This is a genomic window from Aeromonas sp. QDB63, assembly GCF_027707425.1.
GTDB lineage: Bacteria > Pseudomonadota > Gammaproteobacteria > Enterobacterales > Aeromonadaceae > Aeromonas > Aeromonas caviae.
This window is the reverse complement of sequence record NZ_JAPCIS010000047.1, coordinates 1-23,606: the sequence shown is the minus strand read 5'-3', so window position 1 is coordinate 23,606 and position 23,606 is coordinate 1. Positions and strand designations below refer to the sequence as shown.

18 protein-coding genes, 1 rRNA gene and 1 riboswitch are annotated in these 23,606 nt (G+C 59.8%); of the genes, 9 read left to right on the top strand and 10 right to left on the bottom strand.

What is annotated here, in order from left to right; all coding sequences use genetic code 11:
* Positions 1–73: 73 nt before the first annotated feature.
* Entirely contained in the window at positions 74–1,294 is a 1,221-nt protein-coding gene (locus PG879_RS19320) for an MFS transporter (protein WP_041214206.1), read from the bottom strand.
* Positions 1,295–1,505: 211 nt separating this feature from the next.
* On the opposite strand from PG879_RS19320, the gene leuE reads away from it, so the two are divergent.
* Positions 1,506–2,144 carry a leucine efflux protein LeuE gene (gene leuE / locus PG879_RS19315; RefSeq protein WP_010672336.1) on the top strand — a complete coding sequence of 213 codons (639 nt, stop codon included), beginning with the start codon at positions 1,506–1,508 and terminating at the stop codon, positions 2,142–2,144.
* Positions 2,145–2,178: 34 nt separating this feature from the next.
* Here leuE and PG879_RS19310 read toward each other — a convergent pair whose 3' ends face one another.
* The 5 genes from PG879_RS19310 to ecpA all read right to left on the bottom strand — a co-directional run bounded on the left by PG879_RS19310 (position 2,179) and on the right by ecpA (position 8,305).
* The gene (locus tag PG879_RS19310) at positions 2,179–2,853 is read right to left on the bottom strand and encodes a fimbria/pilus periplasmic chaperone (RefSeq protein ID WP_234916892.1); all 675 of its coding nucleotides are present in this window, start codon (positions 2,851–2,853) and stop codon (positions 2,179–2,181) included.
* 14 nt (positions 2,854–2,867) lie between these two features.
* A complete protein-coding gene (locus PG879_RS19305; RefSeq protein WP_039040679.1) occupies positions 2,868–4,484 on the bottom strand; it encodes a hypothetical protein in 1,617 nt (538 codons plus the stop codon).
* A 2-nt stretch (positions 4,485–4,486) separates the two neighbouring features.
* Positions 4,487–6,934 (bottom strand): fimbrial biogenesis outer membrane usher protein, encoded by a 2,448-nt coding sequence (locus PG879_RS19300; RefSeq protein WP_266142459.1) that lies wholly within the window; start codon positions 6,932–6,934, stop codon positions 4,487–4,489.
* Between the two features lie 78 nt (positions 6,935–7,012).
* Entirely contained in the window at positions 7,013–7,672 is a 660-nt protein-coding gene (locus tag PG879_RS19295; protein WP_270830581.1) for a fimbria/pilus periplasmic chaperone, read from the bottom strand.
* Positions 7,673–7,732: 60 nt separating this feature from the next.
* Complete coding sequence (gene ecpA / locus PG879_RS19290) at positions 7,733–8,305, bottom strand: common pilus major fimbrillin subunit EcpA (protein ID WP_010672341.1); 573 nt, start codon at positions 8,303–8,305, stop codon at positions 7,733–7,735.
* 585 nt (positions 8,306–8,890) lie between these two features.
* Between ecpA and PG879_RS19285 the strand changes: the two genes are divergently transcribed.
* Together PG879_RS19285 and PG879_RS19280 are read left to right on the top strand one after the other, a co-directional pair.
* Positions 8,891–9,514, top strand: coding sequence for a response regulator transcription factor (locus PG879_RS19285; RefSeq protein ID WP_029313398.1), 624 nt, complete (start codon positions 8,891–8,893; stop codon positions 9,512–9,514).
* Positions 9,511–13,110, top strand: a complete 3,600-nt coding sequence (locus PG879_RS19280; RefSeq protein ID WP_405696756.1) for an ATP-binding protein — start codon at positions 9,511–9,513, stop codon at positions 13,108–13,110. The genes PG879_RS19285 and PG879_RS19280 overlap by 4 nt, the downstream gene beginning before the upstream one ends.
* A gap of 31 nt (positions 13,111–13,141) precedes the next feature.
* Here PG879_RS19280 and PG879_RS19275 read toward each other — a convergent pair whose 3' ends face one another.
* Entirely contained in the window at positions 13,142–13,582 is a 441-nt protein-coding gene (locus tag PG879_RS19275) for a hypothetical protein (protein WP_134997914.1), read from the bottom strand.
* Between the two features lie 161 nt (positions 13,583–13,743).
* On the opposite strand from PG879_RS19275, the gene PG879_RS19270 reads away from it, so the two are divergent.
* The 3 genes from PG879_RS19270 to PG879_RS19260 all read left to right on the top strand — a co-directional run bounded on the left by PG879_RS19270 (position 13,744) and on the right by PG879_RS19260 (position 17,525).
* Positions 13,744–15,417: a sensor histidine kinase gene (locus tag PG879_RS19270; protein WP_221366014.1), complete on the top strand. Its 1,674-nt coding sequence runs from the start codon at positions 13,744–13,746 to the stop codon at positions 15,415–15,417.
* Positions 15,418–15,493: 76 nt separating this feature from the next.
* Positions 15,494–16,222, top strand: coding sequence for a LytR/AlgR family response regulator transcription factor (locus tag PG879_RS19265; RefSeq protein WP_039040685.1), 729 nt, complete (start codon positions 15,494–15,496; stop codon positions 16,220–16,222).
* 109 nt (positions 16,223–16,331) lie between these two features.
* Positions 16,332–17,525, top strand: a complete 1,194-nt coding sequence (locus PG879_RS19260) for an L-lactate MFS transporter (protein WP_045522696.1) — start codon at positions 16,332–16,334, stop codon at positions 17,523–17,525.
* Between the two features lie 72 nt (positions 17,526–17,597).
* Here PG879_RS19260 and PG879_RS19255 read toward each other — a convergent pair whose 3' ends face one another.
* Both PG879_RS19255 and purE read right to left on the bottom strand, forming a co-directional pair.
* Positions 17,598–18,722, bottom strand: coding sequence for a 5-(carboxyamino)imidazole ribonucleotide synthase (locus PG879_RS19255; protein ID WP_270830580.1), 1,125 nt, complete (start codon positions 18,720–18,722; stop codon positions 17,598–17,600).
* Positions 18,719–19,228, bottom strand: coding sequence for a 5-(carboxyamino)imidazole ribonucleotide mutase (purE, locus tag PG879_RS19250; RefSeq protein ID WP_029313402.1), 510 nt, complete (start codon positions 19,226–19,228; stop codon positions 18,719–18,721). The genes PG879_RS19255 and purE overlap by 4 nt, the downstream gene beginning before the upstream one ends.
* Positions 19,229–19,435: 207 nt before the next feature.
* Positions 19,436–19,613: riboswitch (cobalamin riboswitch) on the top strand.
* A 52-nt stretch (positions 19,614–19,665) separates the two neighbouring features.
* Between purE and PG879_RS19245 the strand changes: the two genes are divergently transcribed.
* Together PG879_RS19245 and murI are read left to right on the top strand one after the other, a co-directional pair.
* The gene (locus PG879_RS19245; protein ID WP_041212100.1) at positions 19,666–21,531 is read left to right on the top strand and encodes a TonB-dependent receptor domain-containing protein; all 1,866 of its coding nucleotides are present in this window, start codon (positions 19,666–19,668) and stop codon (positions 21,529–21,531) included.
* A 108-nt stretch (positions 21,532–21,639) separates the two neighbouring features.
* Positions 21,640–22,428, top strand: a complete 789-nt coding sequence (gene murI / locus PG879_RS19240) for a glutamate racemase (protein ID WP_010672351.1) — start codon at positions 21,640–21,642, stop codon at positions 22,426–22,428.
* 3 nt (positions 22,429–22,431) lie between these two features.
* On the opposite strand, the gene PG879_RS19235 is transcribed toward murI, so the two are convergent.
* Positions 22,432–22,923 (bottom strand): RNA recognition motif domain-containing protein, encoded by a 492-nt coding sequence (locus PG879_RS19235; RefSeq protein WP_029313407.1) that lies wholly within the window; start codon positions 22,921–22,923, stop codon positions 22,432–22,434.
* A gap of 619 nt (positions 22,924–23,542) precedes the next feature.
* Here PG879_RS19235 and PG879_RS19230 point away from each other — a divergent pair.
* Positions 23,543–23,606 (top strand): 16S ribosomal RNA (locus tag PG879_RS19230); the annotation flags it as partial.

Sequence of the window (23,606 nt, the reverse complement as noted above, 5' to 3'; positions counted from 1 at the left end):
CAAACTGGCTTTTTGCCTTCGCTACTTGCGCGAGTTATGTGTGGACAGAAAACCAGCATTTTGAGAACACAGCCTAGCCTCTCCTGATATTGGGCAGGAAGGCGGTCAGCAGGCCAATAAGGGGCAGATAGGCGCAGACCTGATAGACGGTTTCGATGCTGGTGGCATCGGCCAATCTGCCCAGCAGGGCGGCCCCTATCCCTCCCATGCCGAAGGCGAAGCCGAAGAAGAGGCCGGAAATGGTGCCGACCTTGCCGGGTACCAGATCCTGGGCGTAGACCAGGATGGCGGAGAAGGCCGACGCCAGGATGAGGCCGATGACGATCGACAGCACCGAGGTCCAGAACAGGTCGACGTGGGGCAGCAGCAGGGTGAAGGGAGCGACGCCGAGGATGGAGATCCAGATCACCCGCTTGCGACCGATGCGATCGCCGAGCGGCCCGCCGAGCACGGTCCCCGCCGCGACGGCAAACAGGAAGGCGAACAGATAGAGCTGGGCGCTCTCCAGCGACAGGTGGAACTTGTCCATCAGGTAGAAGGTGTAATAGCTGCTCAGGCTGGCCATGTAGAAGAACTTGGAGAACATCAGCAGACCGAGGATGGCCAGTGACCAGCCAATCTGGCGGCGGCTCAGGCCGGTACCGGCATGGGCTCTCATCCGCCGATGGAAGCTGGCGGCATGGTGGCTGGACCAGCGGCCGACGAAGCTGAGCACGATGACCCCGATGAGTGCGAACAACGAGAACCAGGCCGCACTGCCCTGTCCCTTCGGCACTATGATGAGCGCCGCGAGCAGGGGGCCGATGGCCGATCCCAGATTGCCGCCGATCTGGAACAGAGACTGGGCCAGACCGGGCTGGTTGCCGGCCGCCATGCGGGCGACCCGGGAGGATTCCGGGTGGAAGACGGAGGAGCCCATGCCGATCAGCATGGCCGACAACAGCACGGCGCCAAAGCTGCCCGCCTGCGACAGGTAGAGCAGCCCCACCAGCGTGAAGCCCATGCCCAGAGGCAGGGAGTAGGGCATGGGTCTGCGGTCGGTATAGAGGCCGATCAGGGGTTGCAGCAGCGAGGCCGTGAACTGGTAGGTGAGGGTGATGAGACCTATCTGGGTGAACGACAGATCGAGCCCCAGCTTCAGGAGGGGATAGATGGCCAGCAGTACCGACTGCATCATGTCGTTCAACAGGTGCGAGAAGCTGATGGCGGCGATCACCGGATAAGCGGTGGTAGTCGGGTTGTCCACCGCGGGCGGGGCGGTGATCGGGGTGTCGGTACTCAAGGTCTTGTCCATGGCTGGGGTATCACTCCCTCTACCATGCCCTATCCCGGCGCATCTGGACATAACCAAAGTGGGCGAACGCCCGGATTGCGTTCGCGCGGCGCGCAGGCCGTTCATGCTGACGGCGTGTGGATGGCTGGTCAGATCTTGTGCTTGGCGCGGGGCGGATTAGTATAGAAGGCCTGCCGCCGTTATCCGGCCCATCACCCGCCATGGAGGGAACATGTTCGAAAGCCTGGGTGTCATCAACGTCTGGACCTATCTGGTCGGTCTCTTCTTCATCATCATCGCCCCGGGCCCGAACTCCCTCTACGTGCTGCGAACCGGTGCCGTGCGCGGCATAGGCCCGGGTTATCGCGCCGCCCTCGGCGTCTTCGTCGGCGATGCCATCCTCATTTTCTGCGCCTATCTGGGGATCGCGTCCCTCATTCGCACTACCCCATTGCTGTTTACCCTGGTGCGCTATCTGGGCGCCATCTATCTGCTTTATCTGGGGGTGAAGATCCTGCACGCGAACTTCATCGCCAAAAAGGCGGGACCGGCGTCCGAGATGGATCCCGGTGAGCGCTATTTTACCAAGGCCCTCACCCTGAGCCTCACCAATCCCAAGGCGATCCTGTTCTACGTCTCTTTCTTCGTGCAGTTCATCGACTTCAGCTATGCCCACACCTGGATCTCCTACCTGGTGCTGGCTGGCATGCTGGAAGCGATGAGCTTCGTCTATCTGACCCTGCTGATCTTCGGCGGTACCCTGATGGCCCGCTTCTTCCGTCAGCGCCAGACGGCGGCCCGTCTCGGCAACGGCCTTATCGGTCTCTTCTTCATGGGGTTTGCGGCCAGGCTGGCGACGCTCTCCTCCTGACCCTGGGGATTGCTGACCGTCCGGTGTCGGGCACCTAGTCTGGCCAGCAATCCTTGCCCACCGGGATGAAGCGGGACTGGTAGACGATGAGCTTCTGGTTGCCCGGCTGATTGATCCCGGGATTGTGGTAGGTCTCCCCGGGCAGCAGGTACTTGCTGTCCGCCTCGCTGTCCGCCTGCTGGCAGCCCTGTTTCACCATGAACTCGAAATAGGTGTTGCCGGTATTGGTGATGGCGCTCTGTACCGGGTCCAGCTGGTATGCAAAACGTGACTGACGCGGGCGCACCACCAGGATGGACTGCAGGGCCAGCTTCACCTCGACGGTTCCCCGGTGCTGCGTCTGGCTGCCTTCATCCACCTGGGCTGCCGGTGACTCGGTGAAGGTGATGCGGTAGTAACGCTCATGGTCATCGGCGGGCCCCTTGTAGTAGAACTTGACGTTCTGGGCATGTCTGGCGTGCAGGGTGAAGCGCCTGGGGGCAAACAGCAGCTCACCGGGGACGGTGGGCAGTGTCCTGCCTCTGGCCGTGGGGTCGCTGATTTTTTCCATCTGTATGTCGTACAGCTTGGGTGAAGCACTGTTGTTGGTCAGGGTTCTGGTAATGAACTCCTGCTCTGGCACCATGGCAAGAGTCATGGCGCCGATGTCGAGGGCGGCGGCCTGTGAGGCCAGCAAGCCGCCCAGCAAGGGCCAAAGTAGACGATGCATGTTGTACTCCATGGTCAGCGCCAGGTCCCCTTGATGGTGATGGTGCCGCTTTGTTCCACCTCGCCTTCCCACATCTCGTCGCCCATGGTGCGCTGCACCATGGGATCGGTCAGGTCGAATTCCAGCGCCAGCTTGTAAAACCGGGTGATGCCCTGGCCGTTGACGGGATCATTCCACTCCTGCGGTGGTTGATTGTCCTGTATTCCGAGGGTGCGAATATCCACCGGTGTGCGATCGCAGCGAATGGCGTGCCGTGAACCCGCTCCATGAGCCACCGAATCGAATACCAGCCTGGTAGGGATGGGGACGGCCTGTTCAGGTGCGAAGGAGCCTGCCGGATAGAAAGTGCAATATCCCCGATAAGGCGACCCTCTGTCCTGTGAAATAGAAATTTCCAGCATATCGGCACTGATGGGGCCGCTATCAGAGATATTGTATGAGAAGCTCAGAATGTCTTTTCCGACCTGCCCCTCCCTGTAAGGATTGCTGACGCCCTCCGAAGACAAGATGGATACGCTGAAGTCCCGCGGTTTTATCACGATTTCTGTGGTGCCACTGAATTCATAAAACCCACTTTCTGGTGCTTTGACATTTCGCATGTTGAAGTTAATCAAACTTCTTGTCAGTTGATCCTGAAGCCCGAGTCTGACCACCTGTTTGAAAAAATTACTGGAGAGAAACAGATAAATAGACGATTGCCCATTGAGATAGCCGATCTTGTAGTCAGCACCCTTGCTTGCCCAATTGGTGAGATTTGCGCTCATTTGCACATCTGCACTGGCAATGGCGCTGTTCAGGGCCGCATTTTTTATGTTTGTGTATACATAGGGATCGGAAAATGACTGGCTACCATCCTGACTGAAATCGTAGTCAAGAAAACGGCAGAGAATGCCATCACGGGTACCCAGCCGATAATTCTCGCAGCCTTGTGAACCGGGTAACACATAGGGGGCTCCATTGCTGTCCACGATCACTTCACTGATGGCATTGGTCTGTATAAAGCGCAGATGACCCGCTTTCTTGTGCTGTACCTTTCTCACATACCAGGTGCCGCTGCTTTGATCTATGCAACGCTCACCCGAGGCTGCATCATAGGCTCTGGTGGTCCTGCAGAGGTTCATTTCCCTGTTCAGGATGGCTCCAACCGGCATGGTGCGCAGGTAATCAAAGAAGCTGGCGCTCAATTTTGCATGAGCATATCCAGTTGCCGCCTTCGTTAATCCAAAGAAACCTGTTTCATTGACGACGCTCGGCTTGTTGACCGCTTCTGCCGTTTGCGGGTCACATCCAGACCAGCTCTTTATGCAACGCTGATTGATATAAGGATACCGAATCGGGCCGTTTTCCCACATGTCGATATTGTCGTTGGTGACTGTGTAGTTATAGCCATTGTCTGCATATGCCAGGCTGACCTGTCTGGAGTCGGACGTCCAGGCATTGCCACCCGACAGGCGAGGGTCCAGATAATCGGTTGGGGTAATGAATAAATTGTTGTCCTCCTGATTTTCAATAAACAGCAAATGACGAAGATCGGCATCAGCCAGATTATATTTTGTGACAGCCGCACTGCCTTGCTGTGCCCAGCCGGCGCCAAGTGCAATGACCAGCAGCAATCGGTGTGTGATGTTCATGTTCAATACTCTCTCACCATGGCGTAGGTGGGCAGTCCCTGGCAGGTCACGATGCCGACCCAGGCCGCGCCCGTGTGTTGTGCAAGATCCAGGTCGGCTTCACAGAAGTCGCTTCCCCGGCGGAAAGTCAGCATGGGGTTGGCCTTGTCCACGTCCAGGGTGAACTCGCCGACCTCGTTGGTCACCGTGGTGCCGATGTGGTTGTCAATGCGGGCGTTAGCAAGCAGCGAGCCATCTTCTGCCCTGAGTACGCCAAACACGGTGACCATCTCCTTGATGCTGCTGCCGGCATCCAGAGTGGCGACGTTGCCGGGGAACAGGGTGTAGCGCTGCTTGCCGGTGTTGATGTCATAGCTGTCCTTGCCTGTCTTGCTGTTGAGCAGTTCCACCTCGTATTCCTGATAAGGCGGGAGCGCCAGGAAGGTCTGTTCCCCTTGCAGGGGGTAGTCCTGTCCATTCACCTTGGCGAGCATCTGTCCTTCCCGGTGGATGCCGGTATTGATGATGAGGCCTGAACCAGAGGTGCTCCGGCTGGATGCGATCACGTCGTTCTCCGTGGTGATCAGGGCACCCCGTGCAATCAGGTTGCCATTCACGTCGCCGCCATGACCGCGACCCAGCGTCATGGTGCCGCCGATGACCCTGTTCTCGAACCCCAGGGTGCCGGAAAGCGCCATATTGTGTGTGTCGCTGCCGTGCATCATGCGGGAGGCATTCAGTGCGGCCAGGTTGATGGCTCCCTCCATGCGCTTCTGATAGTTGAGGTTGGCCGTGGTCTGGCCCTGCTCGTTGCTGCTCATGCCGAAGCTGAACAGATTGTCGAACGGGATGGCGTAGTCCAGGGTGATGCTCTTGTTGCTGAATCCATTGAGTGTGCCACTGTCGCTCTGCAGGCTGGCGCGCATGGAGAGGTTGCCGTATCGGCCCGCATAGAGGTGCTGGTAGTAATCCGCATAACTGCGATCGCTGTTCATCTGACGGTCGTGCGTGGTGTTGAAGGTCAGCTGGCCCATGCCGCTGACCCAGCCACCCAGATTGATCGTGATGCCGGCAGAGTAGAGCTCGGTTGCACTCACTCCCAGGGCATCGCCTGCATACAGTTTTTCCTGGCTGACCCACAGGGAGGCATTGTCATGGGCTTGCCAGGAAAGGCTGGACGCCAGCCGCCAGGAGTGATCGGTGGAGAGCATGCTTTGCAACTGGGTGCCGAGGCGATCCGTGACCTGCCAGCTTGCGCGTGCCTCGCCGACGGCCGCATCCCTGAACGCATAGGTGGTCGTCGCCAGATCAAGGGCATCCAGCGAGCGTGCCAGCGACAGACCGAGCAGGGGGGAATCGCCGCTGTGCTGGCTGTTCTCCATCATGCCTCCCCACCATTGCCATCCCCACTCCCGGGTAAAGCCCTGATTGCCGCCCAGCTTGGTGACTCGCTGGATGGTCGTGCTGGTCAGGCGGCCGTCGACATAGACTTCGACCGTGACGTTGTAGACCCCGTTGGGGAACGCGGAGGTGTCGATGTGCTGGTTGCCGATCGCCAGGTTTTGCAGGCCTATCAGGCGCTCATCCCGATAGACCCTGACCTCGCCGTTGGCGGGCATGAAGACTTGCACCGGAGTGGTCGATTCGTTGGTGGTCTGTTTTCGAGATTGCGCCTGGTTGCCATAGGATGCGCCGTAGAGGCGACCCGTGGTCAGGCCCGTCACCACCCCCAGGGTCTGCAGGTCCCATGTCGAGACCATGCCTGCTGCGATGCGGCGATCATCGAGATCCCGTTCGTACATGGCGCGGTAGATATCGCCGCTCTGCTCCGGCTCACCCAGGTTGTAAAGGGAGGCATCCACGGCGACATGGTGCGCGCCCAGCCCGACGGTACTCTCCAGCTGCAGGAAATTGGAGTCCTGGTGTCCGCTCTGGGGGGTATTGATGAAGGAGTAACCCAGGTTGTAGCGCTGTACGCCCGTCAGGGTGTCCACCGTCGGGGTCAGTGCGACACGGTTGTCAGATTGCCTCGCCTGGCCAAAGGCATCCCGTGACACCCGGATGGTGAGCAGCATGGCGACGAGGTCCAGCTGCATGCTGGCATCGGCATCGATCTGCAAGTCGCCATCGGCAGAAAAAGTGCGTCTTTGCTTGCTGGAGAGCAGAGTGGTAAGGGCATCGTTCAGTACGCCTTGCTGCTGGCCGGCACTGAAATCAAGGTGCAACAAGTGCAGCTTGCCGTCTTGCAGCAGCAGGGTGGCATTGCCGATGGTGTCGTCGGTCAGGGTGTCGATCCTGTTGTCCTCATCCGTGTATCGCAGGCGTACCGGTACCGCCAGCCCCTCTTCCAGCGCCTTGGCAAAACTGGCAGGAATGATGACGTTGGCAATTTTGAGAGGGGCAGCAGTGCTGGCCGAGGCTGACATCGCAATCAGCCAGGAGAGCGGCAACAGCCAGGCTTTTTTCAACATATCGAGCACCATGGTTCCGGGTGTGGAGAACGAGAGCCGTCACCCTGCAAGAGGGTGGAGCGGTACCGTGATTGGGGATTACTTGATGACGACGAATTCCTGACCCAGCCAGAGTCCCAGGTGGCTCTTTGGATCACGCATATTGACCTGCTTGAACCGGCGTTGCTTGCCCGGCAGGTCGTAGTAGGTTTCCTTGCACAGCTCCTCGCCTTTCAGGCAGGGGCCATACGCTACCGTGCGATAGGAGGCATTGCCCTGGTTGGTGAGTGTGTCGTCCTTCAGGTCATAGGCGAATCGGTGCTGGCGTGGTGTTACCACCAGAATGGTGCCTATCTGTGCTGACGTGGTGGCAACAGCCTGACGGCGTTCGTTGCGCTGATCGTCGACGGAGAGCGCCGTGTCCAGCCAGCGGATGCGGTAGTAACGCTCCTGGTCATCCTGCGGGCCCTTGTAAAAGAACCTCACGTTGTTTCTGGCATTGGCGGGCAGCATCAGCCGACTGGGTGACAACATCAGCTCGCCGCTGACTTCCATGGGGATCTCCTGCCCTCCCTCTTCCGGTGAGGTGATGCGTGTCACGCTGATCGTGACCAACCTGGCCTGGTCGCTGCCATTTTCAATCTGTTTGGCGACCTCCTGGCTGCCTGCATCGATGAAGGTGGTGACGGCGCCGACATTGATCGCCTGGCTGATACCGGGAATGAGCAGCAGCCATATCGCTGCAATTTTCAGGTTCATGATGTGCCCCTAAGAGAACAAAGGGCCCCGCAGGGCCCTCAATGGTATGCGGTGGATGAGTTAGCTCCAGTTCGCTACGAACTCGACGTTGACTTCACCGCTCCACAGGCCGTCCGGCAGGGCGTCAAAGGTGGTGGGGGTGCCACTGGCAGTGGCACTTTCAATGTTGAAAGTGAAGGAACCCTGCGCCGTGACGCGTTCGGCATCGTTCTTGAAGCCGTTGGCAAGAGGAGACAGATTCCCCCCCGTGATGCCGGCAGCGGTGTCGATCAGGGTGGTGTAGGCGGTTGTGCTGACCGGTGCGCCGCCCCACAGCACGCCCACATCGACGGTGGAGTCGCCACCCAGGTGATTCAGGGTGCCGTTCAGCTTCTTCGCCTTCAGGGTGAAGTCGGTCGCGCTGGCATCACCCTTGATGGCGACATCGAACAGGCCGTTGACGGTGTTGAACCCCTTGATCCCTTCGGCATATTGGAAGGAGAGGCTGGAGAGCGGGGTGACCACCAGCTCGGAAGTGGTGTCTTTCTTGGCAGTGGCCTGCCAGGTCGCGACGGCAGACGCTTCTACGGCGGCTTGAGCGGTGGCGGCAAAGCCCAGGGTAGCCACGGACAGAGCAATCAGAGTCTTCTTCATTACGATATTTCCTACATATCTTCTGGATGGTTGTGACCACCCGGTTGGTTCATTGCCCGTCAGGGGCATGCCTTGCCACGTTGGTGACGATTCGACCAGTCGTGGCAGCCGGACCTGGAATAGGCTTCTCCTCGGACCAGCTTGTTTTTTCGTCGACCAAGATAGCGATCGGATCTGTTTTGATCGACCGAATGGTGTGTAGGAAAAATCCCAAAGGGGAATGGGGGGAACCCCTTGTAAAATAAATTTTTTTCTTTTTCTTTCAGTGGCTTGTAGCTTCCCATGTATTTGATTTATATGTTTTTTCGGTCTTTTTCTCGTGGGTGGATGCCGGCTGGAAAAGCCGGGAAGGAGGGGAATTCAACGAGGGAGGGGACCCGGCAATCAGCAAGCTCCATACGAATCAAATAAAATGCAATATATTGATAAATATATAAAAATAAATGCAGCTATAATGATGATTAACTTGAAAATGCCATTTTTATATTTATTTAACATCTTGAAAACAAGGTCAGGCTGTATGGTGTCGTTGCTTGATTTGTAGTTAATATGCTCGTCGGACAGGGCTGAATAACGGATCTATATATGGCGAAGGTATTGATAGTAGATGATCATCCAGCAATAAGAATGGCCGTGAACATGTTGTTGAAGCAGGATGAACATCATGTTTTAGGCGAAGTGGATAATGGTGTCGATGCTATCGCCATGGCCAGAAACACTCATCCAGATATTGTTATCCTTGATATTGGAATACCTCAGCTTGATGGCATCGAAGTGATAAAAAGAATCAAGATGCTGGATATTGGCGCCAAGATTCTGGTGCTGTCTGCACAGTCCACCCACCATATTATGGTGCGGTGCCTGCAAGCCGGTGCCGAGGGGTTCTTGTCCAAGCTGGATGATTTGTATTTGCTGAAGGATGCGATCGCAAAAATAGAGAAGCGGCAACTCTATTACCCCCGTGACGTCATCGCCGGCGCCAGACATGCCCACACCGTCGATCGGGAAGATCTGCTGTCGACCCTCTCTTCCCGCGAGATGAGCGTGCTGCTGCAGATTTGTCAGGGCCATGCCAACAAGCAGATTGCCCAAAGCATGCTGTTGAGCGAGAAAACCGTCAGTACCTACAAGACCCGGTTGATGAAGAAACTCAACATCACCAACATCGTTGATCTGATCAGTCTGGCCAGACGGCAGAAACTGCTGTGAACAGGGGGAAACCGCTGCTGTTCCTGCTGGCGCTGGTCTGGGCGTGGCCACTGGTGGCCCGGGAACCGGAAGAGCCCCTGCTGCAAGTCTATTCGCGGGATGGCGGGGAATACCTCGATGCCAGCCCCTTACCGCTGCATGGGGAGGAGTGGCGCTGGTTGCAGGAGCGCGAGCGGCTGATCCTGGGGGTGCCCAGACCTGACAACCCGCCTATGGACATCACCCTGAGGGCGAATGCTTATGAAGGGGTGACGGCCGACGTTGTCGGCATGCTGACCCATCTGCTGCACATCGAGATCCTGGTGAAGGGATATCCCTCCAGGGCGGCTGCCATTGAAGCGCTCCAGCGGGGGGAGATCGATCTGCTGAGTACCTCCAACTCCTATGAGCGTGAACAGCATCTTCTGCTGACTGACAAATATATTGCTGATGACCCTGCCATCTATAAAAACATTCAGGTCAAAGAGCGGGAAATAAGAACAATAGCCGTGCCGGAGTATTATTTGCCATTCATGGACATCATGCGCTACCTGTCGGACTACAAAATTAAAATATACCCGTCCCGCTATAGTGCATTGTCCGCGGTGGCATATGGTCAGGTTGATGCCGTCATGGTGGACATGATCTCCGGCAATTTCATCGTCAACAAGTTCTATCAGAACAGCATTCAATTATTGAAGCCGCTCTATATCGATACCGCCGGTTTTGCCTTTGCCCTCAACCCCAAGGAGCGGCGACTCAAGAGGATCATGGATATCGCGCTGGGGGAGATCCTCGATGGCAAGCGAGCGGAAGTGGCCAAACGCTGGAATGGGGGCGGTCTCTCCATCGGTGCCAGCAGGATCGACCTGAGCCGCGAGCAATGGAAATGGCTGGGCAAGCGGGAGAAAATCCGGATTGCGGTGAACAGCGGCATCCCTCCCCTCAGTTTCTATGACGTCACCGGTACCATGCACGGCGTGGTCGCCGATCTGCTGCAGGTCATGCGGGCCAAGCTGGGAGTGGAGCTCGAGGTGGTGCCTGCCAAGACACCGGAGCAGATGACTCAGTTGCTGGATAGCGGCCAGGTGGATGCGGGAGTGTTGAGCCCCTCTGCCGAGCGCAGGAACCGCTATCTGTTCAGCCGGGCCTTTGTCCTCGATCCCCTCTCCTATGTGGTGGGGCTGCGCCACAGGGAGGTCCCCCCTGCATCGCTGCTCAAGACCGGCACCGTGGCCATGGTCAGGGGCTTTATTTCGACCCAGGCCATCGAGGCGGAATACGGCAAGCTGACGTCGCGGCAGTTCGATACGATTGAAGACGCCATGCGTTGTGTGGCGATGGAAGTGTGCGATGTGACCATACTGCCGCTGCGGGTGGCCAAGTACTACGTCAACAGCAAATTCCCCGACAGCCTGCTCATCACGGGAGAGCTGTTCGATTCCATCCCCATCGGTGCCGCGTTTGCGGTCACCCCCGCGCATCCCGTACTACGGGACATTCTGGACAAGGTGATTGCCATCATTCCGCCGGATGAGCTGGAAGGACTCTCCAACCGCTGGCGGGTCAATGTCAAACAGGAGAGTGTCTCCTGGCAGGAGTTGATTCAGGAGTTCGGGGTCTTTATCGCGTTGATCCTGCTGTTGACCCTCTGGGTTGGCCTGTGGGGCCTGTCCCTGCGCAAGCAGATCCGCGAGCGGCGGCTGGTGGAGGGGGCGCTGAGCACCCAGCTCAAGTTCATCGCCGATCTGGTGGACGGGACACCTCACCCCATCTATGCGCGGGATCTGAACGGGATCCTGGTGCTGTGCAACAGCAGCTATGCCAGCTTCCTTGGCGAGCCCAAGGTCGGTCTGCTCGGCACGGGCCTGGACGACGCGCGCACGCGCTGGCCTTTTCTTGCTCCCCTGCACGGGGATCTGATGCTTTCCTGTGACAGCCGCCGCGCCCAGGAGGGGGATCACCGTCTGGGCCTGCCGACGGGCGGGGTCGACGTCTATCACTGGGTTCAGCCTTACTACGATCTGGACGGCAATGTGCAGGGGGGCGTGGGAGGCTGGATCGACGTCAGCGAACGGGTACGCCTGCTCGATGAGCTGGCGGTGGCCAGCCAGGAGGCCCAGGAGGCAAACCGTGCCAAGAGCACCTTCCTCGCGACCATGAGCCACGAGATCCGTACCCCCATGAATGCCATCATCGGCTTGCTGGAACTGGCGCTCAAGCGGGGTCGGCTGCACGAGGAGGATCAGGCCTCCCTCGCCATTGCCCATGGCTCGGCCAGCGATCTGCTGAGCCTCATCGGCGACATCCTGGATATTTCCAAGATCGAGTCTGGCCGGTTCGAACTGGCCCCCGAACCCCATGACATCGTGACCCTGACAGCGTCGGTCGTCACCGTATTCACTGCGCTGGCGAGGCAGAAAAACCTGCGGCTGGAGCTCGTCACGGGCGATCCGTCCTGGGTGCAGATCGATGGCCTCTGTTACAAGCAGGTCGTTTCCAACCTGATCAGCAACGCCATCAAGTACACCGATCGCGGGTCGGTCACGGTGACGCTGGCCTCCCGGGTCAGCGATGGCTGGTGTACCGTGCAGCTCACCATCCTGGATACCGGCATCGGCATCGATCAGGCCGAGCAGGCCAGGCTGTTCGAGCCCTTCAGCCAGGCCAGCCAACCCGAGAAAATCCAGCAGTCGGGTACAGGCCTGGGTCTGATGATCTCCCGCTCCCTGTGCGAGACGATGGGCGGCTCCTTGAAACTGGAGAGTACGCCCGGGCAGGGGACCCGGGTCAGTGTCGAGATGAAGCTGCCGGTGGCCGATGCCGTGGCGATGCCCGCTGCGCTTGCACAGGATCCGGTGGTGGAGCCGGGGCGGCGACTGAAGATCATGGTCGTGGACGATCATCCAGCCAACCGGTTGCTGGTCAGCCAGCAGCTGGCCTATCTGGGTCATGACGCCACGGCCGTCGAGTCGGGAGAAGAGGCGCTGCGGCGGCTGGTCGAAGCCAGGGTGGATGTCGTCATGACCGACTTCAACATGCCCGGCATGAACGGATTCGAGCTGGCTCGTCAGTGCCGTGAGCTGGAGCGGCTGCACGGCTGGCGACGCACCGTGATCCTCGGGCTGACGGCCGATGCGCGGCAGGAGCAGATCAATGAAGGGCAGGCGGCAGGGATGGATGACTGTCTCTTTAAGCCCGTCGGACTGGAGGCGCTCGAGCACTGCCTGCGTCGGCACATGCAGCGGGAAGAGCAGAGTGACATGGCCGCCTGCATGGAGGAGATCCGGCGGTATCTGGGGCCGCTGACTGCACACCAGTCGACCCTGATGGTGCCTCTGCTGGCCGAGTTCGTGCGGGCCAGTGACGACGATATCGCGGGATTGCAACGGGCTGCGGAGGAGGGGCATGTTGGCCAGTTCATCGACCGCATACATCGCCTGAAAGGGGGCGCCAGAATAATGGGCACTCTGAAACTGGTGGCGACCTGCAGCGAAATAGAATCCTGGGAGCTCGATCAGGCCAGGCTGCCCGAGGCGCTGGCCCGTTTGCAGCAAGAGTACGAGGTCGTTCGGCTGGCAGCGACCCAACTACAGGTGATGGACGGGGAGGAATGAAGGCATGGGAACATGCCTTCGGATCCTGTGGTCAGCCCAGCCAGTACACCATCAACTCATAGGCGGCGTCGCCCACCTGGTCCGGTCTGGCTGACGGGGCCTGATAGCTGAGGTAATAGCGGGTCGCCTGCGCCAGGGGGAGGGCGCGGCTTGCTTCGAGGGGTTGTCCGTTGAGCGCCAGCGTGATCCGGAGATCATCCTGCTGTGGCAGGGAGCCGTAGAGTGCGCGGGCTTGCAAGCGATAGGTGGTGTTGAAATCCGGGTGGCCCAGGTCAGCTGCGAGGATCTGGACGGGAGCCTGTGCCGGATCCGAATTGATGGCCTGGAGGCCTGGGTGGGTAAGCGCTACTTCCATGTTGGTCTCTTTGCTGGCGGTGGCCTGCCAGTTCAGCTGGCTCACCTGCGTATTGGCGTGAACGGCGGCACTGCTGCAACCGATCATCACTGCCAGCACCATGCTTTTTTGAAACATAGTTATCTCCTTTGTCGGACTGGGCCCTCCTTGGCGAGGGCCTCCTCTTATCGGCGTTTTCCCCGAAAGCTGAACCGCTCTCCCCGGATTCGCCCATGAGTCGGCGGCAGATAAGGGGTATGATCCGCCCCCTGGCGCCATGCCATTGACGGAGGAGAGCCATGCTCGAAAATCAGATGATGTTGTTGGCGGTGTTTGAGCGGGCGGCGCTGATGCTGATGACGCTCTTTCTTCTCACCCGCACCCGGCCGTTCCAGCGACTGTTCCAGAAGCGTGACCACACCCCGGCCGAGCTGGTGCTGGTGGCGGCCATCTTCTGTCTGTTCGCGGTGTTCAGCACCTACACCGGCATTCCGGTGGAGGGGGCTCTCATCAACGTGCGGATAATCGCCATCATCTCGGGCGGCATCCTGTTCGGCCCCTGGGTCGGTATTCCAGCCGGGGTCATCTCGGGGCTGCACCGCTACCTCATCGACATGGATGGCCACACCTCCATTCCCTGTCTCATCGCCAGCATCATCGCCGGCCTGCTCGCCACCTGGCTGCACCTGCGCTGTCGCAAGTCGCGGCTCTGGCTCTATGGCATCCTGGCGGGGATGGCCTGCGAGGGGCTGACCATGCTGCTTATCTGGCAACTGACCGAGCCCCATGCGGTAGGTGTGGAGATTGTCAGTCATATTGCCTACCCGATGATCGCCGGGGCGCTCTGTATCGGGCTCATCATCAAGCTGGTGCAGGACCTGGACGACGAGAAGGAGCTGATTGCCGCCAAGCAGGCCAAGCTGGCGCTCGACATCGCCAACAAGACGTTGCCGTTTTTCCAGAACATCGATCGCCACTCCCTTAGCCAGGTGTGCGGCATCATTCGCAGCGAGATCAGCGCCGATGCGGTGGCCATCACCGATACCCGTGACGTGCTGGCCTATGTGGGGGTGGGCAAGGATTACTACGAGCTGGACGAGCACCACGCCATCAGCGACATGACCCACAGAGCGGTGCTGCTGGACCAGATCATCATCAACAACGATCTGCGCCAGTACCATCTGGCCGACTTTCACTCGGTCATCATTATTCCGCTGCGGGAAAACGGCGCCGTCAGCGGCACCCTCAAGATCTACTACCGCCGCACCCACAGCATCACCAGCTCCCTCAAGGAGATGGCGGTGGGCCTCTCCCAGCTTATCTCCACCCAGATGGAGGTGTCGCGCATCGAGCAGCTCAAGGAGATGACCCGCAAGGCGGAGTTCACCGCGCTGCAGAGCAAGATCAACCCCCACTTCCTGTTCAACGCCCTCAATGCCATCTCGTCGCTGATCCGCATCCGTCCCCAGCAGGCACGCCAGCTGATCGCGAACCTCGCGGACTACCTGCGCTACAACCTCAACAAGGGGGACACCCTCATCGACATCCAGGAGGAGCTGCAGCAGGTGCGCGACTACGTGGCCATCGAGCAGGCCCGCTTCGGCGACAAGCTGGAGGTGGTGTTCGAGGTGGACGACGTGCATATCCAGGTGCCGAGCCTGCTGTTGCAGCCGTTGGTGGAAAACGCCATCCTGCACGGCATCCAGCCCCGCAGTGCGCCGGGTCGGGTCACCATTGAGGTGAAGCAGCTGGCGGGCGGCATCCGGGTCGCGGTGCGCGACACCGGCTACGGCATCAGCCAGGCGGTGATCGACGGGGTCGCCGCCGGTCGGGTGGAGAGCCGCAGCATCGGTCTGATGAACGTGCATCAGCGGGTCAAGCTGCTCTATGGCGACGGCCTGCACCTCAAGCGGCTGGAGCCGGGGACCGAAGTCTGTTTCTATCTGCCTGATCAGGAGGCAATGCCATGCTGAAAGCGATCATAGTGGAAGACGAATGTTTGATACGGGAGGAGCTGGCCTCTCCTGTGCTCCTTATGGGGGCAATGTCATGCTGAAAGCGATCATTGTGGAAGATGAGTATCTGGCCCGCGAGGAGCTGGCCTTTCTGGTGGGGCAGCACAGCAATATCGAGATAGTGGCGAGCTTCGAAGACGGGCTGGAGGCGTTCAAGTATCTGCAGGATCACGAGGTGGATGTGGTGTTTCTGGATATCCAGATCCCCGCCATCGACGGCCTGCTGCTGGCCAAGAACCTGCACAAGTCCAGCCATCCGCCCCACATCGTCTTCGTCACCGCCTACAAGGAGTTTGCGGTGGAGGCGTTCGAGCTGGAGGCATTCGACTACATCCTCAAGCCCTACAACGAGCCGCGCCTCATCAATCTGCTGCAGAAGCTCGAACTGGCGGGCAAGTCCCAGCCCCAGGGTGCGGAGTCCGGGACGCCACAGAACCGCACCGTCAATCTGGTGAAGGGGGAGCGCATCATCGTCACCCCCTGCGAGCAGATCTACTACGCGGAAGCCGACGAGAAGCTGACCCATGTCTACACCCGTACCGATCGCTACGTGATGACCATGACCCTCAGCGAGTTCGTCAGTCGGTTGCCTGCCGAGGGGTTCTTTCGTTGCCACCGCTCCTACTGCGTCAACATCAACAAGATCCGCGAGATAGTGCCCTGGTTCAACAGCACCTATCTCATTCGGCTCCATGACCTGCCGTTCGAGGTGCCGGTCAGTCGCAGCAACATCAAGGCATTCCGTCAGCTGATGCGGCTCTGATTGTCATTCATTCCCGCCGATCTGCATTTCATGCCGTAATCGGTCGGCGGGAGCGGCGTCTTGCCTATAGTGGCCCCAGTTTCCTTAAGGCCATTCCTCGAGACGCATCATGACCATCGATCTGAATCGCACCCGTTACCTCACCCTGTTGGGGACCATCATCACCCAGTTCGCGCTGGGATCCGTGTACACCTGGAGCCTGTTCAACGCCCAGCTCTCCGACAAGCTGGACGAGCCGGTCAGCCAGGTCGCCTTCGCTTTCGGCCTGCTCAGCCTCTCCCTGGCGGTGGCCTCCTCCCTGGCGGGCAAGCTGCAGGAGCGCTTCGGGGTGCGCAACGTCACCCTGGGCGCCGGCGTGCTGCTCGGCATCGGCTTCTTCCTCACCGCTCATGCCAGCAACCTGGCGATGCTCTACCTCTGCGCCGGCATCCTGGTCGGTTTTGCCGACGGTACCGGCTACCTGATGACCCTCTCCAACTGCGTGAAGTGGTTCCCGGAGCGCAAGGGGCTCATCTCCGCCTGTTCCATCGGTGCTTATGGCCTCGGCAGCCTGGGTTTCAAGTACATCAACCTGCTGCTGCTCTCCAGCAATGGGCTGGAGACCACCTTCCAGCTGTGGGGGCTGATCGCCATGTCCATGGTGCTGGTGGGTGGCATGCTGATGAAGGATGCGCCCCAGCAGGCCGCCGCCGTGCAGCAGAGCGAGAGCCGCGACTTCACCCTGGCCGAGGCGATGCGCAAGCCCCAGTACTGGATGTTGGCGCTGATGTTCCTCACTGCCTGCATGAGCGGTCTCTACGTCATCGGCGTGGCCAAGGACATCGGCGAGAAGATGGTGGGCCTGCCGGCCGTGGTCGCCGCCAACGCCGTCGCCATCATCGCCATGGCCAACCTGGGTGGCCGGCTGGTGCTGGGCATCCTCTCCGACAAGATGTCCCGTATCCGGGTCATCACCATCGCCCAGTTGATTACCCTGGCGGGCATGGCGCTGCTGCTGTTCGTGCCGCTCAATGCCAACCTCTTCTTCGTGGCGGTGGCCTGTGTAGCGTTTAGTTTCGGTGGCACCATCACCGTCTACCCCTCGTTGGTGAGCGACTTCTTCGGTCTCAACAACCTGACCAAGAACTACGGCGTCATCTATCTGGGCTTTGGTCTGGGCAGCATCATCGGCTCCATCGTGGCCTCCCTGTTCGGCGGCTTCATGGCGACCTTCAACCTGATCCTGGTGTTGCTGGTGGTGGCCCTGGTGCTCTCCCTCACCATCCGCCTGCCGGCTCCCGTTGCGGCTGTCGACAGGGCCTGACCCCTCTCGCTTCTCAAATCATAAAAAAAGACCCGGGCCTTGGCCCGGGTCTTTGCATGTCAAGGGGTGGACTCAGCGTGGGGGCAGACCCAGCAGGGCGCGCAGCTGGTGCGCGGTGGCCTCGACCGCCGGCCAGTCGCGGCCAGTGACGGTGACGTGGCCCATCTTGCGGCCGGGGCGGGCCTCACCCTTGCCATAGAGGTGAAGGTGGACCCCGGGCAGGGCCAGGGCGCCGGCCCAGTCCGGCGTGCCGTCTTGCCACAGATCCCCGAGCAGGTTGAGCAGGATGGCGGGCTGCACCTCAGCCTGCGCCGGCAGCGGCAGATCGCACAGGGCGCGCACCTGCAACTCGAACTGGCTGCAACCGGCGTTGTCGATGCTGGGATGACCCGAATTGTGGGGCCGGGGGGCCATCTCGTTGACCAGCAGTTCACCGCTGACCAGGAAGAACTCCACCGTCAGCACACCCACATAGTCGAGGGCGGCGATGATGTGCTCGGCGATGCGCTGGGCTTCGCGCTCCAGGGCGGGCACATTGGCCGGGGAGCGGGTCTGATCCAGGATGCCGCCGCTGTGCCAGTTCTGCACCAGGGGCAGGGCACTGATGGCACCGCTCGGACTGCGGGCCAGGGTGAGGGCAAACTCCCCCTCCAGCGGCAGGCGTTTTTCCAGCACGCAAGGGACACCGCTGGCGGCCAGGGCCGCTGGCAATTCGCCCGCATTGTGGATAGTCCACTGCCCCTTGCCATCGTAGCCCTCGCGGGCGGTCTTGAGGATGGCGGGGAAGAGGTCGCTTGGCAGAGCGGGCAACGGCTCGCCGGGCAGCAGGGTCAGGTTCGGGGCGACCGGTACACCAGCGCGGGTCAGGAAGGCTTTCTCTTCCCGGCGATCCTGACAGACACGTACTGCGCTCGCGGCCGGGCGCACCGGCTTGTACTGCTCCAGCAGGGCCAGGGAGGCGGCGGGCACGTTTTCGAACTCGCAGGTGATGGCGTCGCAGCGGCTGGCCAGATCGCGCAGGGCATCGGCATCGTCATAGGCGGCAACGATCTGCTCGTCGGCGGCTGCACCGGCGATGCTGACGGGGTCCGGGTCCAGCACGATCACCTTGTAGCCGAGACGGTGGGCAGACATCACGAAGTAGCGGCCGAGCTGGCCGCCACCGAGCATACCCAAAGTGGCGGGGGGCAGTATCATGCCGGCTCCTCCAGGGTGAGCGCCAGCACTCGGTCGCGCTCCTTGGCGCGGAAGCCGTCGAGCTGCTGGTGATAACGGGGAGCGTCGCCATCTTGGGCGACAGAGAGCAGGGACACGGCGAACAGACCGGCATTGGCGGCACCTGCCTCGCCGATGGCGAAGGTGGCGACCGGCACGCCCTTGGGCATCTGCACGATGGAGAGCAGGGAATCCATCCCCTTGAGCTGGCGGGTGGGGATGGGCACGCCCAGCACCGGGATCGTGGTCTTGGCGGCCAGCATGCCCGGCAGGTGAGCGGCACCGCCGGCGCCGGCGATGATGGCGCGCAGACCGCGATCGCGCGCACTGGCGGCATATTCAAACAGGAGATCCGGGGTGCGATGGGCGGATACGACGCGCGCTTCATAGGGCACGCCGTGCTCCTTGAGGATGCGGGCGGCGGCCTGCATCACGGGCCAGTCAGAGTCGGAGCCCATTACCAGGCCGATCATAGGGGGGGTCGTCATTACGGCTTCCTCGGATGTCAAACGTTTGCCGCATGTTACCAAAAAGCCGTGGGATCTGGCTCAACATTTCTTGTCTTTGACCCGCTCTAATGACGGTCAACGAGCCTCAAGGTACGAGAGGGGGCGAGGATCTGCGCCACTTGGCACCGGCTTTGGGTAAAAACGACATTAGAAATCCAGATGGCTATACATCCAAGGCGGCTCTGCCTATAATCCCCCCGCTTTGGCGCATCATGCTTAAAAGGGAATCCGGTGAGAATCCGGAGCTGGCGCGCAGCGGTAAGGGGGAACGAAGCGACATCAGGGCACTGCCGTCAGGTGGGAAGCCGTCGCCGTAGGCCATCAGCCCCCAAGCCCGAAGACCTGCCAAAGTTCGTATTTCGGGCCGAGAGAAACCGGCCACGAAGTAGATGCTTACGCGAACTTAAGGATCTCTCATGTCCAAGACATTATTGGCGGCTGCCCTGTTGCCAACGGCGGCCTTTGCCCAACAACTGACCATCCCTGTCAATCCCACCATGGTGGTGACCGCTACCCGTGTCGCCCAGCCTGCCTCCAGTGTGCTGGCTCCCGTCAACGTGGTGACCCGTGACGAGATCGATCGCCTGCAAGCCCAGACCGTGACCGACGTGGTCAAGACCCTGCCCGGCGTGGAAGTGGTCAGCAACGGCGGCCGCGGCCAGCTCAGCTCGCTTCGGGTACGTGGTGGCACCTCTTCCCAGACCCTGGTGCTGGTGGACGGGGTGCGCAGCGCCTCTCTGACCGCCGGGATGACCGAGCTCAACAACCTGCCCCTCAACCAGGTGGAGCGGATCGAATATATCCGCGGTGCACGCGCCACCATTTATGGGTCCGATGCCATCGGTGGGGTCATCAACATCATCACTCGCCCGGACCAGGGGACCAATCAGCACAAGTTCAACCTGGGCGCGGGCTCCCACAAGCAGCGTCAGGCTGCCTTCAGCAGCGCCAGCCAGGTGGGTGATGCGGGTCAGATCAAGGTCGCTGGTGGTTTCGATGACGAGACCGGCTACAACGTGCATCCCATCGTCGGGGTGAACGATGGCGACAAGCATGGACACCGGGGCTATAACGCCATGGTGGATTATCAGCAGGCGCTGGCCAGCAACTGGGATCTGTTCGGTACGACCCGCTGGTTCCGCAATATTGCCCAGTACGACAGATCCTCTGCCGCTTCCGCCTGGGGCCCGGCGTTTCATCAACGCAACGAGACCTGGACCGAGAACCAGAGCTACCAGCTCGGCTCCCGCTATCATGACGAGCGCTACCTGAGCGAGCTGCGCGGCGCCTTCTCCAAACAGGATGCCTACGACTACCCGGATACCAGCGGCCGCGATCAGTCCGCTGATCGACTCTATACCCGTCAATACACCCTGAACTGGGTCAACAGCGTCAAGTTGGACGAGAGCTGGACCCTGGGGGGCGGCGCCGACTGGCAGCGCGACATGCTGGACGATAGTTCCCGCTCCTCTGGCGTCGCCTTCCCGAGTGAGGCCGATGAGCGTGACAACACCGGGCTCTATGCCCTGGCCCAGTTTGACAACCAGGTCTGGCAGGCCGAGCTGAGCGGTCGCAGCGATGACAACGAGCAGTTCGGACGTCACAACACCTGGCAAACCGGCGCTGGCTGGCGCTTCGTTGAGGATTATCGCCTCAGTGCCCGTTACGGCACCGGTTTCCGTGCCCCCTCCTTCAACGATCTCTACTACCCGGGGTCCGGCAATCCTGACCTGAAGCCGGAAGAGTCGAAAAGCCACGAGTTGATGCTGGACGGGCAGACCGCTGGTGTGGAGTGGCGCTTGACCGGTTATCGCAACGATTTCGAGCAGATGATCCAGTGGGCACCGGACAGCCAGGGGATGTGGACGCCGCAAAACGTCGGCAAGGCGCGGATTGAAGGGGTTGAGCTGGAAGGGGAGTTCGAGACCGGCTGGCTGAGCCATCGCGTTTCCGCCGAATACAAGGATCCCAAGGACAAGGTCACCGACAAGCAGTTGCAGCTGATCTCCCGCAAGGGGGCCAAGTGGGTGAGCCAGGCGCAGTGGCAGCAGTTCGATGGCTCCCTGAGCTGGATCTACCAGGGTGAGCGTTATGGTGACGCGGCCAATACCACCCAGCTGGGCGGCTACAGCGTGTGGAACCTGGCGGTGGGCTATCAGGTTGCACCGTCCTGGAAGGTCTCCGGCAAGATCAGCAACCTGCTGGACAAGGAATACCAGACCTCGGTGGGTTACCCGGCTGACGAGCGTGCCTACTATGTGACGGTGGACTACGCACTCTGATCCCCTTGTCTGGATCTGAAAAATCAGGGGCCCTGCCATTGGCAGGGCCTTTTCTATTGGCGACGGGCGGGAGTATGATCGCGGCCTCGCATTCAAGGGGGAGCTCAGGTGGCCAATATTCTCGTGTTCGACTCCGGTATGGGCGGTCTGACTGTCTATGGGGAGATCCGTCGCGCTCTGCCGGAGCACAACTATTTCTACAGTTTCGACAATGCCCACTTTCCCTATGGCGAGCTGAGTGAGGCGGCCCTCATCGAGGCTTGTACCGGACTGGTCAGCCACATGGTGGCGGAGCACGCCATCGATCTGGTGGTGATCGCCTGCAATACCGCCAGCACCATTGCCCTGCCATCCCTGCGTACCGCACTCAGCATTCCCGTGGTCGGCGTGGTCCCCGCGATCAAGCCTGCCGCCGCCCTGACCCGTAACGGCTACATCGGTCTGCTGGCAACGCCCGGCACCGTCAGCCGTGACTATACCCATGAACTCATCGCCCAGTTCGCCCCGGGCAAGCATGTGCTGCTGAAGGGGGCCACCGAACTGGTTATCGAAGCCGAGCGCAAGCTGGCGGGGTTGCCGGTCAATATGGCCCTGCTCAGAGAGGTGCTCGCAGACTGGATGGAAGGGGAGGAGAGGCCGGATACCCTGGTACTGGGATGTACCCACTTCCCCTTGCTCAACGAAGAGATCAAACAGCTGATGCCGGAATGCCAACTGGTCGATTCGGGTCTTGCCGTGGCAAGGCGGGTGGCGCATCTGCTGGCGACACTGCCGGTCCAGGCGCCTGGCGAGGGGACGGGACGTGCCTACTGCACGCGACTGGATGCTGGGGCCCAGAAACTGACAGCCCCCTTGCAAGCTTGGGGGCTGTCGTCACTCGAAGAAGTGGTGTACTGAATATCAGGCGTCGACGTCGTTGACGTCCTTCTCATCCCGGTCCCGCTTGTCATTTGCTTCACGCACTTTCAGGGTGCGCTGCTGATACTCCTTGTCATTGAGCGCGGCGATGGCCTTGGCCGCATCGGCGACAGGCATCTCCACAAACCCGAAGCCCCTGCGTTTGCCGGTGGCCTTGTCCTTCATCAGACGAACTGACAGTACCTGACCTTGCTCGGCAAAGAGTTCGCGCACCGCAATCTCGTTGGCGCGATAGGGCAGGTTGCCTACATATAAGGTACAGGTCTCCTGGCTGGTCGCCTGTTCGAGGGCGGTGGCAGGCGCACGGTTAAGGAAGAGCGGTACCACGAAACCGCCAATGGCCAGACCGGCGGCAAAAATGACTTCGACTTTCAGAGAGAACTGCAGGGCCTGGGCAACCAGATAGCCGAGCAGCGCCAATACCAGAGCAAGAACTGCTGCCTGCACATAAACGGGAAACTTGGATAAATTCATCTTTAAAGACCTTTTGTAAATGAAAGCAAAAAAGGTGCAACACTCTATTCACCTTCATGGTAACCAGCTTTACGACCAGACGCTACCATGGACCACTTGAGGCAAATTATCCGCTTCAGTATGGCATTCCTTCAGCCAGGAAGATCCTGATAAATGCCAATAAAAGAGGGCTGAAATCATCAGCTTGTGGATAACATTGTATATATACACTGGGTAAGTTGTTTCTAACTGGATAATTTGAAGTTTCCGTGACTTTCTTCAAAAAATCCCTTGTCATCGTAACCGGCCTCCCTATAATGCGCCCCTACCAGCACGGCGCACCACGCCAACCTGATGAGCCAGCTTCCTTGGGAAGTTGGCGCCGAAAGAAAAGCGAAAACAACCGCTTGACTTTCGAAGTGAGGAGCGTAAGATGCGCCTCCTCAACGCGATAAGCGTGACGCTCTTTAACAATTTGAATCAAGCAATCTGTGTGGGCACTCACAGCATCGAGCATCAAAAACAATTTTTGATTTTCAATGTCTGATGAAGTGACCAAAGCAACTTTTAGTTGCAGCAGTTAATTCAGCAATTCATTGAGCCGCCAACTCCTTGGTAACAAAGAGTGGCAACCAAACTTAAATTGAAGAGTTTGATCATGGCTCAGATTGAACGCTGGCGGCAGGCCTAACACATGCAAGTCG

Bases quoted from the DNA above. Each gene is read 5' to 3' on its own strand.
- PG879_RS19320 (WP_041214206.1), bottom strand. From the start codon at position 1,294: ATGGACAAGACCTTGAGTACCGACACCCCGATCACCGCCCCGCCCGCG.
- leuE (WP_010672336.1), top strand. From the start codon at position 1,506: ATGTTCGAAAGCCTGGGTGTCATCAACGTCTGGACCTATCTGGTCGGT.
- PG879_RS19310 (WP_234916892.1), bottom strand. From the start codon at position 2,853: ATGCATCGTCTACTTTGGCCCTTGCTGGGCGGCTTGCTGGCCTCACAG.
- PG879_RS19305 (WP_039040679.1), bottom strand. From the start codon at position 4,484: ATGAACATCACACACCGATTGCTGCTGGTCATTGCACTTGGCGCCGGC.
- PG879_RS19300 (WP_266142459.1), bottom strand. From the start codon at position 6,934: ATGTTGAAAAAAGCCTGGCTGTTGCCGCTCTCCTGGCTGATTGCGATG.
- PG879_RS19295 (WP_270830581.1), bottom strand. From the start codon at position 7,672: ATGAACCTGAAAATTGCAGCGATATGGCTGCTGCTCATTCCCGGTATC.
- ecpA (WP_010672341.1), bottom strand. From the start codon at position 8,305: ATGAAGAAGACTCTGATTGCTCTGTCCGTGGCTACCCTGGGCTTTGCC.
- PG879_RS19285 (WP_029313398.1), top strand. From the start codon at position 8,891: ATGGCGAAGGTATTGATAGTAGATGATCATCCAGCAATAAGAATGGCC.
- PG879_RS19275 (WP_134997914.1), bottom strand. From the start codon at position 13,582: ATGTTTCAAAAAAGCATGGTGCTGGCAGTGATGATCGGTTGCAGCAGT.
- PG879_RS19270 (WP_221366014.1), top strand. From the start codon at position 13,744: ATGCTCGAAAATCAGATGATGTTGTTGGCGGTGTTTGAGCGGGCGGCG.
- PG879_RS19265 (WP_039040685.1), top strand. From the start codon at position 15,494: ATGCTGAAAGCGATCATTGTGGAAGATGAGTATCTGGCCCGCGAGGAG.
- PG879_RS19260 (WP_045522696.1), top strand. From the start codon at position 16,332: ATGACCATCGATCTGAATCGCACCCGTTACCTCACCCTGTTGGGGACC.
- PG879_RS19255 (WP_270830580.1), bottom strand. From the start codon at position 18,722: ATGATACTGCCCCCCGCCACTTTGGGTATGCTCGGTGGCGGCCAGCTC.
- purE (WP_029313402.1), bottom strand. From the start codon at position 19,228: ATGACGACCCCCCCTATGATCGGCCTGGTAATGGGCTCCGACTCTGAC.
- PG879_RS19245 (WP_041212100.1), top strand. From the start codon at position 19,666: ATGTCCAAGACATTATTGGCGGCTGCCCTGTTGCCAACGGCGGCCTTT.
- PG879_RS19235 (WP_029313407.1), bottom strand. From the start codon at position 22,923: ATGAATTTATCCAAGTTTCCCGTTTATGTGCAGGCAGCAGTTCTTGCT.